The organism is Pseudonocardia kujensis, assembly GCF_021283305.1.
GTDB lineage: Bacteria > Actinomycetota > Actinomycetes > Mycobacteriales > Pseudonocardiaceae > Pseudonocardia > Pseudonocardia kujensis.
Genome location: NZ_JAJSOK010000003.1, coordinates 188,386 through 203,904, shown reverse-complemented (window position 1 = coordinate 203,904; position 15,519 = coordinate 188,386). Strand labels below are relative to the sequence as shown.

General features: G+C 69.6%; 14 protein-coding genes and 1 pseudogene. 8 read left to right on the top strand and 7 right to left on the bottom strand.

Features of this window, described 5'->3' with window-relative positions; all coding sequences use genetic code 11:
* Positions 1-246: 246 nt before the first annotated feature.
* From LWC35_RS03985 to LWC35_RS03965, 5 genes are all read right to left on the bottom strand, one after another.
* The gene (locus tag LWC35_RS03985; RefSeq protein WP_232868501.1) at positions 247-1,821 is read right to left on the bottom strand and encodes a class I adenylate-forming enzyme family protein; all 1,575 of its coding nucleotides are present in this window, start codon (positions 1,819-1,821) and stop codon (positions 247-249) included.
* A gap of 341 nt (positions 1,822-2,162) precedes the next feature.
* Complete coding sequence (locus LWC35_RS03980; RefSeq protein WP_232868500.1) at positions 2,163-3,632, bottom strand: aldehyde dehydrogenase; 1,470 nt, start codon at positions 3,630-3,632, stop codon at positions 2,163-2,165.
* 189 nt (positions 3,633-3,821) lie between these two features.
* On the bottom strand, positions 3,822-4,145 hold the full coding sequence (locus LWC35_RS03975) for an EthD family reductase (protein ID WP_232868499.1): 324 nt from the start codon (positions 4,143-4,145) through the stop codon (positions 3,822-3,824).
* A gap of 13 nt (positions 4,146-4,158) precedes the next feature.
* On the bottom strand, positions 4,159-5,280 hold the full coding sequence (locus tag LWC35_RS03970; protein ID WP_232868498.1) for an NDMA-dependent alcohol dehydrogenase: 1,122 nt from the start codon (positions 5,278-5,280) through the stop codon (positions 4,159-4,161).
* 566 nt (positions 5,281-5,846) lie between these two features.
* On the bottom strand, positions 5,847-5,978 hold the full coding sequence (locus LWC35_RS03965; protein ID WP_232868541.1) for an SDR family oxidoreductase: 132 nt from the start codon (positions 5,976-5,978) through the stop codon (positions 5,847-5,849).
* 80 nt (positions 5,979-6,058) lie between these two features.
* Between LWC35_RS03965 and LWC35_RS38960 the strand changes: the two are divergent.
* The 4 genes and pseudogenes from LWC35_RS38960 to LWC35_RS03950 form a co-directional block, all read left to right on the top strand.
* Positions 6,059-6,343, top strand: a pseudogene (locus tag LWC35_RS38960) (hypothetical protein); the annotation flags it as partial.
* Positions 6,344-6,428: 85 nt separating this feature from the next.
* Positions 6,429-7,025, top strand: coding sequence for a transposase (locus tag LWC35_RS38955; protein WP_308194459.1), 597 nt, complete (start codon positions 6,429-6,431; stop codon positions 7,023-7,025).
* A gap of 46 nt (positions 7,026-7,071) precedes the next feature.
* Positions 7,072-7,596, top strand: coding sequence for a hypothetical protein (locus LWC35_RS03955; protein WP_232868497.1), 525 nt, complete (start codon positions 7,072-7,074; stop codon positions 7,594-7,596).
* Positions 7,597-7,970: 374 nt separating this feature from the next.
* Positions 7,971-9,437 carry an MFS transporter gene (locus LWC35_RS03950; RefSeq protein ID WP_232868496.1) on the top strand — a complete coding sequence of 489 codons (1,467 nt, stop codon included), beginning with the start codon at positions 7,971-7,973 and terminating at the stop codon, positions 9,435-9,437.
* 212 nt (positions 9,438-9,649) lie between these two features.
* Here the strand turns inward: LWC35_RS03950 and LWC35_RS03945 are convergent, their stop codons facing one another.
* Entirely contained in the window at positions 9,650-10,483 is an 834-nt protein-coding gene (locus tag LWC35_RS03945; protein WP_232868495.1) for a helix-turn-helix domain-containing protein, read from the bottom strand.
* 125 nt (positions 10,484-10,608) lie between these two features.
* Between LWC35_RS03945 and LWC35_RS03940 the strand changes: the two genes are divergently transcribed.
* A complete protein-coding gene (locus tag LWC35_RS03940) occupies positions 10,609-11,361 on the top strand; it encodes an SDR family oxidoreductase (RefSeq protein WP_232868494.1) in 753 nt (250 codons plus the stop codon).
* Positions 11,362-11,387: 26 nt separating this feature from the next.
* Here LWC35_RS03940 and LWC35_RS03935 read toward each other — a convergent pair whose 3' ends face one another.
* Positions 11,388-12,584, bottom strand: a complete 1,197-nt coding sequence (locus LWC35_RS03935) for an MFS transporter (RefSeq protein WP_232868493.1) — start codon at positions 12,582-12,584, stop codon at positions 11,388-11,390.
* A 339-nt stretch (positions 12,585-12,923) separates the two neighbouring features.
* On the opposite strand from LWC35_RS03935, the gene LWC35_RS03930 reads away from it, so the two are divergent.
* From LWC35_RS03930 to LWC35_RS03920, 3 genes are read left to right on the top strand one after another with little or no spacing between them, the layout of a single operon-like run.
* A complete protein-coding gene (locus LWC35_RS03930; protein ID WP_232868492.1) occupies positions 12,924-13,904 on the top strand; it encodes an HpcH/HpaI aldolase family protein in 981 nt (326 codons plus the stop codon).
* On the top strand, positions 13,904-14,758 hold the full coding sequence (locus tag LWC35_RS03925; RefSeq protein WP_232868491.1) for an ABC transporter ATP-binding protein: 855 nt from the start codon (positions 13,904-13,906) through the stop codon (positions 14,756-14,758). The genes LWC35_RS03930 and LWC35_RS03925 overlap by 1 nt, the downstream gene beginning before the upstream one ends.
* Entirely contained in the window at positions 14,755-15,513 is a 759-nt protein-coding gene (locus LWC35_RS03920; protein WP_232868490.1) for an ABC transporter permease, read from the top strand. Before LWC35_RS03925 ends, LWC35_RS03920 begins: the two co-directional genes overlap by 4 nt.
* Positions 15,514-15,519 lie beyond the last annotated feature (6 nt).

Sequence of the window (15,519 nt, the reverse complement as noted above, 5' to 3'; positions counted from 1 at the left end):
CGACGTCTCGCCCGTCACCGGGCTGTGGCACACCACCTTGGTCAGTGGACGGCAGTGGGCCCCTTGCGCAAGGCAGCTCAGACGTCGTTCACCCATTCGCCCAATGGCCTGTTCTCCCATCCGGAGCCGGCCGGGCTGGAGGCCACGATCGCCCCACAGCCCGACCAGGCACGTGAAAAGCATGGCGGGAAGAGAAGGCCGATCGTTCGTGCAAGCTGCCGGGACCCGGGCCCCTGCCAGACGTCCTCATCCGCCGACGAGGCGGTCACTACCCTCCCAATACTGGCGGCGCAGCTCATGCCGTTGAATCTTTCCGGACCCCGTCTTCGGAAGCTGGTCGATAAACTCAATTGACCGTGGCCGTTTGTAAGCAGCAATACGTTCACGGCAGACGCGGTCTACATCCTCGATTGTGACGCTCTTACCCTTCTCGGGCACGACGAGGGCCTTCACGGTCTCGCCCCAACGTGGGTCCGGAACTCCGATGACTGCGACCTCGGCTACTGAGTCGAGCGTAGAAATGGCGCTCTCGATCTCGGCCGGGAAGACGTTGAACCCACCCGAGACGATCATGTCCTTCTTTCGATCGACGATGTGTAGATATCCATCCTCGAGTCGGCCGACGTCGCCAGTGGCGACCCAGCCGCCCTCGAGAAGGGTATCTGCAGTGGCTTTAGCGCGATTCCAGTAACCGGACATGGCGGTGTCACTTCGCGCGTGAATCTCGCCCCGCTCGCCAGGCGGGACTGCCTCATTGTCCGGTCCGACGATTCGGATCTCAACAAAGGGGCTGACGCGGCCGGCTGATCCGAGCCGCGCTGGCAGAGCCTGTTGGATGTCGAACCGGTGAGAGTGCTTGGACAGTGACGCGATCGGGAACGGGATCTCAGATAGGCCGTAGGCTTGCACGAAGACCTCACCCAGGTGCCCCACCAGGCGAGCGAGACGGGCGGGAGCGATCGCCGATCCTGCGTAGACAATCGTGTGCAGCGAGCTGGTGTCCCAGTGGCCCTTATCCAGGGCCGGAAGCAACATGTTGAGCATGGTGGGCACCATCGGCAGGACAGTGACCCTGTGCTCGGCGATCGCAGCGAGGGTCGCCTCGGGCTTGAACGAGCGCATTGCCACCTGGCTAGCGCCTCGCAGGGTGTACGCAACACCGGTGTAGCCGGACAGGTGGCTGAGTGGGGCCACGTGCAGCACGACATCGTCAGTCTCGATTGCCGGGAGCTCCGCCATCAAGTTGCGTGCGCAGGCCAGAACGGCGCGGTGGCTGAGCATCACACCCTTCGGCTCCCCCGTCGTTCCCGAAGTGTATGGAAGCCACGCCAGATCCTCGGGCTTCGGGCGGACCGGTTCGACGGCCGACGCTCCGAGAAGGTCGCTGTAGGAGGCGTGCGCATCACCCGCGCCAGGGTCGAGTGCAACTACCGTCGTCCTAAGGTCGACGTCTTTCAGCGCATTGACGACCTCGGCCTGACGTTCGGCGTCGACGACGAGAACGCTGGGCTCACAGTCGCGGGCGATACCGGCGATCTCCCGAGCGTGTAATCGAGTCGACAGCGGCACACGAACAAAACCGCCTGCCGCAATTCCGTGATCAACCACGAATGTTTCAGGGCGGTTCGCGGACAGGACAATGACCCGGTCGCCCGGGCGGGCTCCGAGCTCGGAGAGGCCACCCGCAAAGTGTCGGGCAGCCTCTCCGAGCTCCGCATAGCTCATAGAGCCTTCACTTCCGGCTACTGCGGAAAACTCCGCGAATGACTCGTACCCGCGCTCGTAGCTACTAGTGAGGGTTGCGGTTACCCTGTCGCTCATTCTTAACTCTTTCCTTGGTGCGCGAGGGAACTGACAGTAGGTGAACCAAGGCCAGACCGCGCAATTGCTCTTGGTGTCAGTGCTGCACAGGCGAGCGAGATCTGGTTGTTGTCCCCGCGCCAAGGGTCACTACTGTCGGTCCCGATCTTCTGTTGCGGCAGCACGGGCCGCAACTCCCGTCGAAGCAGCCCGACTCAGGTGCCTGCTTACCTGGTGACGGCAAGCGCCGGAGTACGCCAACTCCCCGCTCAGTTTGCTACGGATCTGCGATGCTGAACGGGCGGTTCAACAGTGAATCACCCGGTCTCGGGTCGGAACGGCCGCTCGAGCCGGCCTGCGGGTCAGGAGGGGAGCGTGGTGTAGATCGACTTGTACTCGAGGTACGCGTCGATTGCCTCAGGCCCTAGCTCTCGGCCAATACCTGAGTCCTTCATGCCGCCGAACGGGGCTCCCAGGTCGATGTTGTAGCTGTTGACGCCGACGGTCCCGGTCCGCACCTGCCGCGCAATCGCCAATGCGCGGTCGGCGTCCTGTGACCAGACGGAGCCGCCGAGGCCGTAGTTGGAGTCGTTGGCGATCCGTACCGCGTCGGCGTCGTCCTGGAAGGGGATGATCGCCATGACCGGACCGAAGATCTCCTCGCGGGCGAGCTGATCGTCGTTGTCGACGTCGGCGAACACGGTCGGCTCGACGAACCATCCGCGATCCGCGTCCTTGGGGCGCCCGCCGCCGGCGACTAGTCGGGCTGCGGAGCTCTTGCCGATCTCGATGTACCCCATGACGCGCGCGAGATGGTGCTGGGTCGCCATCGGCCCACAGGCCGTGTTCTCGTCGAGGGGGTCGCCGACGACGAGGTCACGCGCATACTCCGCGACAGCCTCGACGACCTCGTCGTAGCGCTGCCGCGACACGAGGATGCGGGACTGGGTCGTGCAGGTCTGGCTGTTGTTCATAAACGACGCGTTGCCGATACCGGCGAGGAGGGTGTCGATGTCTCCGTCGTCGCAGAAGATCGCCGCCGACTTGCCACCAAGCTCCAATGTGCAGCGGCGGACGAGCCTGCCGCATTCCGCGCCGATGATCCGCCCCGCGGCCGTCGAGCCGGTGAAGGCGATCTTGTCGACGAGTGGGTGCGTGACCAGGGAATGGCCCTCGTCCCGGTCGGCGAGCACGATGTTGAGCACCCCGGGCGGAAGCTCTGCTTCCGCCGCTGCCTCGCCGAGCACGTACGAATCCAGCGCGGTGTCCGGCGAGTGCTTGAGGACGACCGTGCAACCCGCTGCCAGGGCCGGTCCGATCTTGTAGATCGCGACGGCCTGGGGGTAGTTCCACGGGGTGATCGCTCCGACGACGCCTACGGGCTCGCGCCTGACGAAAGTCGTTCCCGAGGCACTGGGCCTGGGTGCCTCCACCGCGAGCGTCTCGGCGAGATCGGCGTACATCCGTAGCAGTGCGGCGGGTGCTGCGCCGTTGAACGCGTGGGACAGCGTGATCGGCATCCCGTTCTCTCGGCTGACGAGGGTGGAGGTGGCATCCGCGCGGGCCTCGAGAGCGGTGGCGAAACGACGCATGGCGGCAGCCCGCTCGGCCGGCTCCGTGCGTCCCCATGGACCGTGGTCGAGAGCGTGGCGAGCCGCCCGTACCGCCCGGTCGATGTCCTCCGACGTCCCCAGAGAGGCGCTCGCGAGCACCTCGCCGGTGGCCGCCTCGACGACCTGATGGATCTTCCCCGCGCTGGGCTCCGCCCACTCGCCGTTGATGAAGAACTGGTGTCGATCCAGCTCCTGATCGAGCTTGAGGATGGATGTCACAGTCGAACCTCCTGCGCGTTGGCTGATGGTTGAGTCGATCGTGGGCTCCAGCCGAGGGCCTGCTCCGCTGCTTGCCTCGGCTCGGCGGTGGACAGACAAGCCGTGGCCGACCGGAGGCACACCGGGGTGGAGCCGCCAGAAGGCGCCCCACCCCGGTCCGGGCCCGAGATGCGCCGGCCGGCAGCCCTATCAGGCGTTCGTCGCCGGCACAACGACCGTGACTTCGCCGAAGTGCATCTCGCACCCGGCCTCGGCGAAGTTCGCCATGTCGGCGACCGCTTGCTGACCGACCCCGGAACCTAGGGACGCGACCGCGGCCTCCTTGCTGTCCCACTGGACGATGGCGGCGAGGAAGTACGCCGGGGTGGATCCGTCGAGGCTCTCGCAGACGTGCCAGTCGTAGAACCGGACATCGGGAAGCTGAGCTGCGATCTTGGCGTGCTTGTCGCGGTAGTGCGCGACGAACGCCTCGGGGTCGCCCGGGTGGGCGTATACGGCGGTCAGCTGGTACATATGGCCGTCCTGCTCAGTCGAAGAGGATGACGCCGCGCATGTTCTTGCCAGCGTGCATGTCCTCGTAGGCGGTCACGATGTCGTCGAGCCGGTAGGTCTTGGTGATCAGCTCGTCGAGCTTGAGCTGCCCGTCGCGGTACATCCGCACCTGACGCGGGATGTCCGCGGCGGGGTTACTCGCCCCGAACAGCGCGCCCTGGATGCGCTTCTGCAGCATCGTGATCTGCCAGGGGTTGATCGGGATGCCCTTCGTGTCGTTCATGTCGCCGATGCCGGTGATGACAACGGTGCCGGCCTTCCGGATCGCCTGAAAGGCCTGGGCGACGTGCTCCCCGGTGGTGACCCCGACCGTGACGATCGCCTTGTCGGCCCCCTGCCACTCGGTGATCGACTTGGCGAACTCGTCGGCCTCCTCGATGGTGGCGAACGAGTGTGTGGCGCCGACCTGCTCGGCGATCTCGCGCTTGAGCGGGACCGGATCCACGGCGATCACTGTGCTGGCGCCGGCGTGGGCGGCGCCCTGCACGGCGTTGATCCCGATGCCGCCGGTACCCATCACGATGACGACCTCACCGGGCTTGACCTCGCCGGCATACACCGCTGATCCCCAGCCGGTGCCGACCCCGCAGCCGAGCAGGCAGGCCTTGTCCAGCGGCAGGTCTTTGTCCACCTTGATGGCCGACAGGGTTGAGACCAGGGTGTGCTCGGCGAACGTTCCGAGCCCGCAGAGCTGGCCGACAGGCTGCCCGTCGAGGCTGAACCGGAAGCTGTCGAGGTCGTCCCAGCGCGCACCCCGGAGGGTGTAAGCGCCGAAGTTGCACAGGTTCGTCATCCCCTCCGCGCACCAGCGGCACCGCCCGCAGCTGGGCAGGAACGAGAAGATGACGTGATCGCCAACCTCCCAGCCCGGCGTGTTCGGTCCCACCGACTCGACCACCCCGGCGCCCTCGTGCCCGGCGACCATCGGGTAGTGCTCCACGGGCAGGTCGCCGGTCTGCAGATGGTCGTCGGAGTGGCAGAGCCCGGTCGCGGTGAGCTTCACCCGGATCTCGCCCTGGCGCGGATCGTCGAGGTCGATGTCGACGACCTCGAACTTCCCCGGAGCCTCACGGATGATTGCAGCTCGTGTCCTCACGGAATGCCTCCTTGCAGCGTGAGCGGCTGCCCTTAGCAGCGGGCAGCGGGTCAGCGATGACACCGTATACATACCAGCTAGTCGGTATGCTGTGAAGGTGTCTGCTGTCCCCGTCCCCTCCGCACTACCGCCTCAACAAGCACAGCGGAGCGCACCTCAACGCTGGCGACGCACAGATCCCGAGCCGTGGCCGGTCGGGCATCCGGTGACCGTCCGGAACAGGGGCCTTTCGGGGGAGCACGTATGGGTAGGCCGTTCTTGCACCATGGGCTGCGAGCCCGCGGTGATGGGCTAGTTTCCGTTGCTGGGGACGTATCCTCGCGGGTTCGTGATCGTCGTCCGCCGAGAACACGTTCCTGCGCACTCCGGGGGCGGGGCGGGTCCTGTGGCCGACCGATGCCGGATCCACGCCCGCCCCGTCATGCCAAGCTGGCGGCTGAGAGGGTCGTCCTTCATGTCCGAATCTTCGGGCAGCAACAGGGCGAAAGGCGGCGGCCGATTGCAAGGTCGGTATGGCCGGAGCCCGGCCCGGCCCCGCTGCGGGACCGGGCCGGCCGGGCCACGCGCTAGGCGGCCAGCCCTCCATCGACAACCAGCTCAGCGCCGGTTACGAAACGGCTTTCAGACGAGATCAGGAAGCAGACAGCGTCGGCGATCTCGGCTGGCTCGCCGCGACGCCCGAACGGCGTCGCGGCGATGGCTGCATCGTTGAACTCGTCTGAGCTTGATCTTTAACCTTGGCGCGCTGTCGTGGTCGGGTCGCTGCTGGTCGTGCGGCGTGTCGACTGGGCATGGGTGCGGCCACCGCTTGATCCTCTTCGGGTTCCTCTCACAGAGCTCGAAGACGAAGGCGGTGGCCGCGGTGCCGAGTGTGACTCATCGACCGAGTGGGCAGCCGGGCGACACCCTGGCTTGGCGGGGTGAACTCGCCCGGTTCCGGCTGGAGTTCTACGACGCGATCACCGCTCGGGCGGATGCGCTGTTCGAGCTGTGTGACGCGGTCCTGTGCACGGACGGCCCGGTACGTTCCCTGCCGGAGCTGAGCTTGGTGGGTGAGCACCGGCGTGGGCACGGCGCGATGTACGACGCGCTGGCCTGCGGTCGGATCGAGCCACAGGCGCTGCCACGGGGCGCTGGCCGCGCTGCCGGTGCCCAAAGCGGTCGACGGGCGGATCGTGCTGGCGGTGGACGTGTCGCCGTGGCTGCGCTCGGATGCCCCGACCAGCGCGGAGCGGCTGTTCTGTCACGTCTACGGCCGTGGCCGGGGCAACGCGCAGATGATTCCGGGCTGGCCCTACTCGTTCGTCGCGGCCCTGGAACCGGGTCGCACCTCGTGGACGGCGATGCTCGACGTGGTTCGGATCGGGCCGGGGCAAGACGCCGCCGCGGTCACCGCCATCCAGCTGCGTGAGGTCGTCGACCGGCTCCGGGCGGCGGGTCAGTGGCGGGCGGGGGACCCGCCGATCCTGATCGTCGCCGATGCCGGCTACGACATCACCCGCCTCGCCCACGTGCTGGCGGACCTGCCGGTGGAGCTGCTCGGCCGGCTGCGTTCGGACCGGGTCCTGCGCGGGCCCCGCACCCGCCGCGCGCCCGAGCAACGGGGCGCCCGCCGCGCCACGGCCCGGACTTCGCCTTGTCCAAGCCCGAGACCTGGTGGACACCGGTGCACATCACCACCACCGACACCACCCGCTACGGCCGGACCGTTGCCACCGCCTGGGACGGGCTCTACCCGCGCCTGACCCACCGCGGCGTGTGGGCGGCGTCTGCGTCGAGCACCCCGGTGAGTTGCCGGTCGTCGCCGGCGCCCTGATCCGTCTGCAGGTCGAGCATCTGCTCGGTGATCACGCTCCGAAACCGGCGTGGCTGTGGTCCTCGGTCGTCGGCGCCACGGCAGCGGATGTCGACCGGTGGTGGCAGGCGTTCCTGCGCCGGTTCGACCTCGAGCACACCTTCCGGCTGTTCAAACAGACCCTGGGCTGGACCGCGCCGAAGATCCGCCCCCCGGCCGCGGCGGACCGCTGGACCTGGCTGATCATCACCGCCTACACCCAGCTGCGTCTGGCCCGACCCCTCGCGGTCGACCTGCGACGTCCCTGGGAAAGACCTGCCGACCCCGGCCGGCCGACCCCGGCGAGGGTCCGACGCGGGTTTCGCCACCTCCGCCCGAACACCAGCCATCCGACCAGAGCACCGAAACCGGGCCGACCCGGCCCCGGACGTCCACCCGGCTCCCGCAACCGAGCACGCGCCACCCGCCACGACGTCGGCAAACACCCCGCCAGCGTCACGAGCCCGACAGGAGCAGGTTAAAGATCAAGCTGAGAAGTCGTTTCAGAAGTCGGCGTGTCAGTCCCGTGTGAAGCTGTTCTGGTCGTTGGTCATGTTCGTCTATGGCGGGGGACGATGCGTTCCAGCTGATCCTGGTCTTGAGCACGAACACGATCCCGGCCAGCGCGGCCCGGTCCGGGACCCGCGGCCGGCCCGTCCGTCCACGCTTCGACGAGCTGTGGGAGCTGGTGGAGCCGCTGCTACCGAGGCCGCGCACTCCCGGTTGGCGTCGTAGCGGCCCGACCGTCGGTGCTGCACCACTGCAGCCGTGTCTTCTGGGCCGCACGTCGTCGCGCGTCCAGCGAGGGCAGAGCGCGACCGCAAGGTCTCGGCTCAGCCCCGCAAAGTCAAGACTTGTGCACCGGGCGACGGCTGACGATAGTGGCGCCCAGGTGATGCTCAGTGTACTGAGCATCCCGCGTCCGCGGTCCCGTCAGGACATGGACATCCCCTCGTCACGCCCAACGGAGAGCGACTTGACCGAGCATGCGCACAATGCCGCGGGTACCCAGGGCGATCGGCCCGTCCATCCGCGCGACCTCATCCTCGACTCGCCCATGTCGGCCGCCCAGAAGCGGGCCGTCGCGCTCGCGGCGGTGATTTCCGCGCTGGACGGGTTCGACCTGCTGTCCGTCACGTTCGTGGCCCCGGCGTTGGCGAGGGCCTTCCAGGTCGACAGCGCCGCGATCGGGATCCTGCTGTCGGCCGGCCTGGTCGGCGCCCTCCTCGGCTCGATCACCCTCGCGCCCCTGGCCGACCTCGTCGGCCGCCGCCCGATCGTGCTGGCGAGCCTCACGGTCATGGTCGTGGGCATGCTTCTGTCCGCGTTGTGCGACTCGGTCTTCCTGCTGGCCATCGTGCGGGTCCTGACCGGCGTTGGCATCGGCGCGATGATGGTCGTGGTCAACCCGGTCGCGGTCGAGGTGGCGAACCGGCGCACGCGCTCGCTGGCCATCGCGATGTTGGCCGTCGGCTACCCGCTCGGCGGCGCACTCGGCGGCCTGGCTTCGGCGTTCCTGCTGCGACACGTCAGCTGGCACTCCGTGTTCCTGCTCGGCGCCGTGCTCACCATGCTGGTCGTGCCCTTCGCTGCCAAGGCACTGCCCGAGTCGCTCGCCTTCCTGTTGGCCCGAAGGCGCGCGGACAGCCTCGGGCGCGTCAACTCCCTGCTGCGCAGGTTCGGGCACACCGCGCTCGCCGCCCTACCGCCGGTCGAGCAGCGGCGGCGGACCCCTTACCGGGAGATCGTCCGGGGCCGGCAGCTCCTGACGACCGTGCAGGTGTGCGTGATCAGCCTCCTGCTGTACATGACGATCTACTTCTTCCTGAGCTGGCAGCCGACGATGCTGGTGAGCGCGGGCTTCGACGCCTCCGCAGCCGCCTCGGTCGCGAGCGCGGGCAGCTTCCTGGGCGCCTTCGTCTGCGCGGTGTTCGGTCTGCTCTCCCGACGGGTCGACGGGCGTCTACTGGCGGCCGTCGGCATTTTCGGGCTCGGGATCCTCGTGATCGCGTTCGGCCTGGTGCCCTCGGTGCCCGTCCTCGTCGTCCTGACGGGCGTGCTCGCCGCGAGCTCCGTCGCCGCTGGCACCCTGGGGCTCATGATCACCACGGCGGACGCATTCGCCGCGCCGATCCGGGCGACCGGCACCGGCGTGGTGCTCGGAATCGGCCGTATCGGCAGTGCCGCCGCGCCCGCGCTCGCCGGAGCGCTGTTCGCCGCCGGCGGTGATCGGACGGAGATTGCCGTGGTGATGGGGTCCCTCGCCGTCGTCGCAGGGCTCGTGCTCCTGACGATTCGCCGCGGCGCTCGGCGAGACTCCTAGACGGCGCGGTGCGCGGGGGACTGGTGAGCATCGGCCCGGAGACTTCGTCGTCGAGGTCCTCGGCGACTTCGAGGGCGCCGGTGATGTGGCGGACCTGCACGGACCGGCCGAGCGCGGCGTGCACCTCCGGTGCCATGAAGAGACGCCACACTGACGTCGCGACGAGCTCTTTGCCGTCACCCGCCACACGCGGATCGGCGCTCGGCGACGGTTCACCCTGTGTCGACCTCGCCCGGGGCGCTGAGGGCGGCGAGGAGCCGCAGCTTCTCGGCGTCCTCATCGCGCTCGCTCGGGTAGTAGAGCACCAAGAGGTGCTCACCCACCGGGAGCTTGTCCCGGTGCAGTCGTAGCGGCCCGACCAGTGGGTGCTCCACCACCGCGGTTCCGCCTTCGAGGCGCCGCACGTCATGGCGCGCCCAGAGGGACCGGAAGCGGGCGCTGGCGAGGGACAGCTCCCCGACGAGCTCCACGGCGCGGGCGTCCTCCACGTCGGTTCCGATGGCCTGGCGGAACCAGGCGACCGAGTCCGCGACCGCGGCCTCCCAGTCGCTGTGGAACTCGCGTTCCTCGGGATCGAGCAGAAGCGAGCGCAGCCGGTTCTCCCCGGGGCGCAGGCGTGGCGACAACGCCATGGCGAGGGGGTTCGACGCCAGCACGTCGAAGTATCGGCTCTCGACGAAGGCAGGGACGCCGACGGCGGCCAGCAGGTGGTGCAGGCGGGAAGGTACGGGCTCGGTGCGCCGGCGGCGGAGTCGGCGGGGGCGCGGACTGGTGAAGCCGAGAAGGTACTCCGACTCCACCTCGTCCAGCCGGAGCGCCCGGGCGAGCGCCTGCAGGACCTGCGGCGAAGGGTTCCTGTCGCGCCCGCGCTCCAGTCGCAGGTAGTAGTCGGAGCTGATCCCGGCCAGCATCGCGACCTCCTCGCGGCGCAGCCCCGGAGCCCGCCGCGTCGCCTGCACGGGCAGGCCCACTTGGTCCGGGGTGACTGCGTCTCGCCGGGCGCGGAGGTACTCGCCGAGGCTGTTCGCATCCCGATCACTGACCATCGGCTCAAGGTAGCCGCGGGCGGACGACCGATGGGGGGCCCTGCCACTCCTACGGATCGACGGGGTCTACCGACCCGATCGCGCTCCGGACGATCCTCGACATCGTCACTGAGGAGGAGACACAGATGGACATCAAGAACCGCACCGCGTTCGTCGTCGGCGGGACGTCGGGGATCGGCCTCGGGCTCGCCCGCCGCTTCGTCGAGGCGGGGGCCACGGTCGTCGTCGGCGGCCGGAGCACCGCCCGCGTCGAGGACCTGGAGACGGTCGCCGTCGACGTCACCGATGCGGAGTCGGTCGCCCGGGCCCGCGACGAGGTGCTCGCCCGCCACCCCGAGCTCGACACGGTGGTCACCATGTCCGGGGTCATGCTCGCCGAGGACCTGCGCGACCCCGGTCACATCGAGCAGGCGGAGACGACCGTCGCGGTCAACCTGCTGGGCACGATCCGGGTGATCGACGCCTTCACTCCGCACCTCGTCGGCCGCGGAACAGGCACGATCATGACCGTCAGCTCGGGGATCGGGTTCCTGCCGTTCCCGCTGTGGCCGACCTACGGGGCGACCAAGGCCGGTGTGCACTCCTACACCGAGTCGCTGCGAGCCCAGCTCGAGGGCACTGGCGTCGAGGTCACGGAGCTGGTCCCGCCCGCGGTCGCCACGACCGAGGACGCCAAGCGGCTCAACCCGGCGGCGCTGGACCTGGGACCGTTCCTCGACGAGGCTCTCTCGCTCCTGTCCGCGGACCCGACCCCGCGCGAGGTCGTGGTCGAGGCCGCGCAGCGGCTGCGTTGGGCGGAGAAGAACGGCAACTACGCGGAGCTGCTCGAGGCCCGGTCGCAGGCCCTCGCGAACCTGCCGGGCCGCACCCCGGAGTAGCGGCGTCCGGAGTGCCGCGGCGTGACTCACCCGCGCTTGGGTCGTGCGCGGGTTGTCAGAAGCCCGAAGCCCACCGCAGCCAGTGTCGGTACGGCCGCCGAGACGAGAGCCGCCCCGGGCAGCCCCCACAACGAGCCGACGACCCCCACCATGAGTGGGCCGAGGACGCCTCCGAGGTCCCCGCAGGTGCGGTACAGGCCGATCGCGGGCCCCCGCCGGACGTCCTGGGTGATCCGCGCGAGGTAGGCGGCGGGGATCGGGCCCCCGACCCCCGTCGCAACGCCGAACAGGAGACACAGTCCGACGAATGCCGTGGGCCCGATGGGGAGTACGAACAGGGCGATGACGACGGCCGAACCGAGGGAGGAGCCGACGATCGTCCGCCGGTGCCCGAGGCGGTCGGTGAGCCTGCCCACCGTCAGGAGGCAGAGCACGTTGGCGACGGCGATCCCGGAGAAGACCAGCCCGAGCACCCCGACCGAAAGGCCCACCGTCTGCAGCGCGACGAGCGGGAGCAGCGCCTGCTGCACGCCGAACCGGCAGAAGAAGGCCGAGAAGCCGACGAGGCACGCCGCGACCAGACCCCCCGTCCGGCGCGGGGGCGCGGCGACGGTCGCGGGCTCGGACGGCGCTACCGCGCCGGCGTCGACGAGGCGGCGGCGCAGCCGCGGGCTCAGCACGATCCACAGCACGAACACCGCGCACGCTGCGCCCGCCACGACGAACGGCGCGCGCAGACCGAGCAGGGACGCGGTGACCCCGCCAATCGCGGGGCCGACGGCCGCGCCGGTGAGCTGCAGGCCCTGCATGGTCGCCATCGCGCGGGTGAGCGACTCGCTGCGGACGGAGTCCGCGACCAGGGTCTGGCCGCTCGTCATCGCCACCCCGGCGGCGGCGCCGGTGAGGATGCGCAGGGCCAGGACCCCACCGAACGAGGTGGCCAGTCCGGTCAGGGAGGAGAGGACGACGACGCCCGTCGCGCCGCCGACCAGGAGATGGAGCCGGTTGACCCTGGTCCCGGCGTACCCGGCCGGGATGTTGGCCACGATGCGGCCAAGCCCGAACCCGCCGACGAGCAGGCCGAGGCCGACCGGGTCGATCCCCAGCTCCTGGGCGAAGGCGGGCAGGACGGGTGTCAGGATGGACCACACGAGCTGGGTGGCGGTGACGAGACCGGCGATCGACACGACCAGCCGGTCCCGCTCGTCGACCTGCGGGATCACGGTGAGGGCTCCTCTGGCCTGGAGTTCGATGGGCGACCTGGCACCGCGGCGGGCCGTGACCCGACGGTAGGTTTCGACAGGCGTACCTGTCAATCTTGCGGTGTCGTCCTTGTAAACAGGTAGCCGATTGATTGCCAGGCAAGATTGTCGATTTCTACCGTTGCGGCGGTCGCTGACAGGGCTGTCGAACCACACGGCGACCACGAGTTCCGGATCGGCTGTCGCGCCACGAACGAGCGGCGGACAGGTCGGTCGGCACCCCCCACCTCCACATGGCCCGGATCCTCGGCGTGCGCTGCCGAGGGTCCGGTCGCCGACGACCGAGAACGGCACCGGGCATTGAGAACACCGATCAAGATCCTCCTGGCGCTCTGCGCGAAGACCTTGGCCGAGCGCCTCCGGGCCGGGGAACGGCTCCTCGGTTCCTTCCACGCGCTCGGCGACCCCGCCGTCGTGGAGATCGCCGTCGCGCAGGGGTTCGACCTCGTGGTGGTCGAGTACGAGCACGGCCTGCTCGACCTGGAGACCGTCGAGCGGATGATCCTCGCCGCGCGCGCCCGGGACGTCCCCACGCTGGTCCGGCTGAACGCCGCGGACGTGAACCTGCTGCCCCGCTTCCTCGACGCCGGCGCCGCAGGTGCCGTCCTGGCCCACGTGACCGGCCCGGCCGACGTGGCGTCGGCGATCCGGAGGGCCCACTACCCGCCCCGGGGCGAACGCGGCATCAGCTACGGCCGCTGGATCCACGCCGTCGGCCGCGGCGGGGCGATGGAGCACGTCCGCCGGGCGAACGACGAGGTGGTGCTGTTCGTGATCATCGAGCACCCGGCCGCCGTCGCCACGATCTCCGAGATCCTCGCGGTGCCCGGCCTGAGCGGGGTGCTGCCCGGGGCGGGCGACCTGGCACTGGTGCAGGGGCTGCGGCAGCCCTCCGGGCTGCACCCGGTCATCGCTGAGCAGCTCGGTCGGGTGCGGGCCGCGGCGGCGACGGCCGGCCGGCCCGTCATGGAGCTCGTGTTCGACGAGCCGGGCGGGGTGGCGGTCGCCGCCGGACGCGGGTCGCAGGTCCTCGTCTTCGACGTCGACGCGCTGCTCGTCATGAACACCTACCGCAGGGTCGCAACCGCCGCGCGGGCCGAGCTCGCCCCGTCGGGCGCCGCGACCGGTGGCGGAGCGGCGGCCGGCACCAGGACTCCCCTCGAAAATACCGGCGTAACTCCAGCGCAACCCAAGACGGTCGACGAGCCCTCCAGGATTCCCCCTCGTCGGGCTGCGGCGCCGCCGCGGCAGGAAGGCACGACGAGCGAGGAGGAGACGTGATGCTCCCGGAGACCGTGGCGTCCGACCGGGCGACCCGGGCGGACGAGCAGGCGGGGCACCCCGTGCTCGCGGCACGCGACGTGGTGAAGTCCTACTTGGCGCGGGGCGGGGAGTCCGTGGTCCTCGACCACGTGGACCTCGACGTGGCGGACGGCGACTTCCTCACGATCGTCGGGCCGTCCGGCTGCGGGAAGACGACGATGCTGCAGCTGCTCGCCGGGCTCTCGCCGGTCACGTCCGGCTCCGTGCGATTCGCCGGCACCGTGGTCGAGAGCCCACCGCCCGGTGTGGTGTACGTGTTCCAGCAGTTCGCGAAGTCGATCTTCCCCTGGCGCACCGTGCTCGACAACGTCGTATTCGGTCTCGAACGCGACCGCGGCATCGACCGCAGGCGGCGGACCGAGATCGGACGCGAGATGCTGGGGCGGGTCGGCCTGGAGGCCTACGAGCGCCACTACCCCGGCCAGCTCTCCGGCGGGATGCAGCAGCGGCTGGCCATCGCCCGGGCGCTCGCAACCAGCCCTCGCGTGCTGCTCATGGACGAGCCCTTCAGCGCCCTCGACGCGTTGACCAGGGCGAAGCTGCAGAAGCTGGTGCTCGACCTGTGGCGCAGCCTGGGGATCACCGTGGTGTTCGTGACCCACGACATCGAGGAGGCCCTGCTGCTGTCCACGCGGGTGGTCGCCCTGCGAAAGTCGCCGGCCACGGTGGACATCGACCTGCGCGTCGACTTCGCCCATCCCCGCAACCCCGTGACTCTCGGCGAGGACCCGCGCTTTCTGGCGATGCGCCGGCAGCTGCTCGACAGCATCTACCGCCAGGAGGGCCTGAGCTACGAGGACGGCGCCCGGTGATCCGGCGGCTGAGCCTGCGGGCCACCGGCATCGGGCTGATCGTGCTTCTGGTGGTCGCCTGGGAGCTCGCCGTTCGGCTCCAGCTCGTGGACTCGCCGAGCATCCCGAGCTTCTCGGCGTCGGTCGCGGCCCTGGTCGGGGGGATCACCGACGGCACACTGCCGGTGGCGATGGGGGAAACGCTCTCCCGGGTGCTGGTCGGCTACGTCGTCGCGGTCGTCGCGGCCGTGGTCGTCGGGGCGCTGATGGGCACGAGCCGGTTCGTCTACTACCTGCTTGAGCCGGTCACGGAGCTGCTGCGGCCGATTCCGTCGGCCGCCTACATCCCGATCGCCATCCTGCTGTTGGGGGTGGGCAGCGAGATGAAGATCGCCGTGATCGCCCTGACCAGCTTCTTCCCGGTGGTGCTGAGCACCTGCGGTGGGGTGCGCTCGGTGGACCCGATCCTCGTCGACACCGGGCGCACGCTGGGCTACGGGCCGCTCGGGCGGCTGCGGCGCATCGTGCTGCCCAGCGCCCTGCCGGAGACCCTCACCGGGATGCGGGTCGCGCTCGGCATCGCCCTGATCGTCGGCATCGTGTCCGAGATGCTGGCGGGTGACACCGGGATCGGCTACCTGATCCTGGAGAGCCAGCGGATCTTCCAGGTCCCGCTGATGTTCGCGGGCATCATCACGCTCGCCCTCGTGGGCTATCTGCTCAACCTCGCCTTCGTCCGCGTCGAGAGCCACCTCCTGCGGTGGCGGACCGCGTGACACACG

What these genes read in the sequence shown, in the direction of transcription:
- LWC35_RS03940 (WP_232868494.1), top strand. Translation starts at nt 10,609, where the DNA reads ATGGACATCAAGAACCGCACCGCGTTCGTCGTCGGCGGGACGTCGGGG.
- LWC35_RS03925 (WP_232868491.1), top strand. Translation starts at nt 13,904, where the DNA reads ATGCTCCCGGAGACCGTGGCGTCCGACCGGGCGACCCGGGCGGACGAG.
- LWC35_RS03945 (WP_232868495.1), bottom strand. Translation starts at nt 10,483, where the DNA reads ATGGTCAGTGATCGGGATGCGAACAGCCTCGGCGAGTACCTCCGCGCC.
- LWC35_RS03975 (WP_232868499.1), bottom strand. Translation starts at nt 4,145, where the DNA reads ATGTACCAGCTGACCGCCGTATACGCCCACCCGGGCGACCCCGAGGCG.
- LWC35_RS03985 (WP_232868501.1), bottom strand. Translation starts at nt 1,821, where the DNA reads ATGAGCGACAGGGTAACCGCAACCCTCACTAGTAGCTACGAGCGCGGG.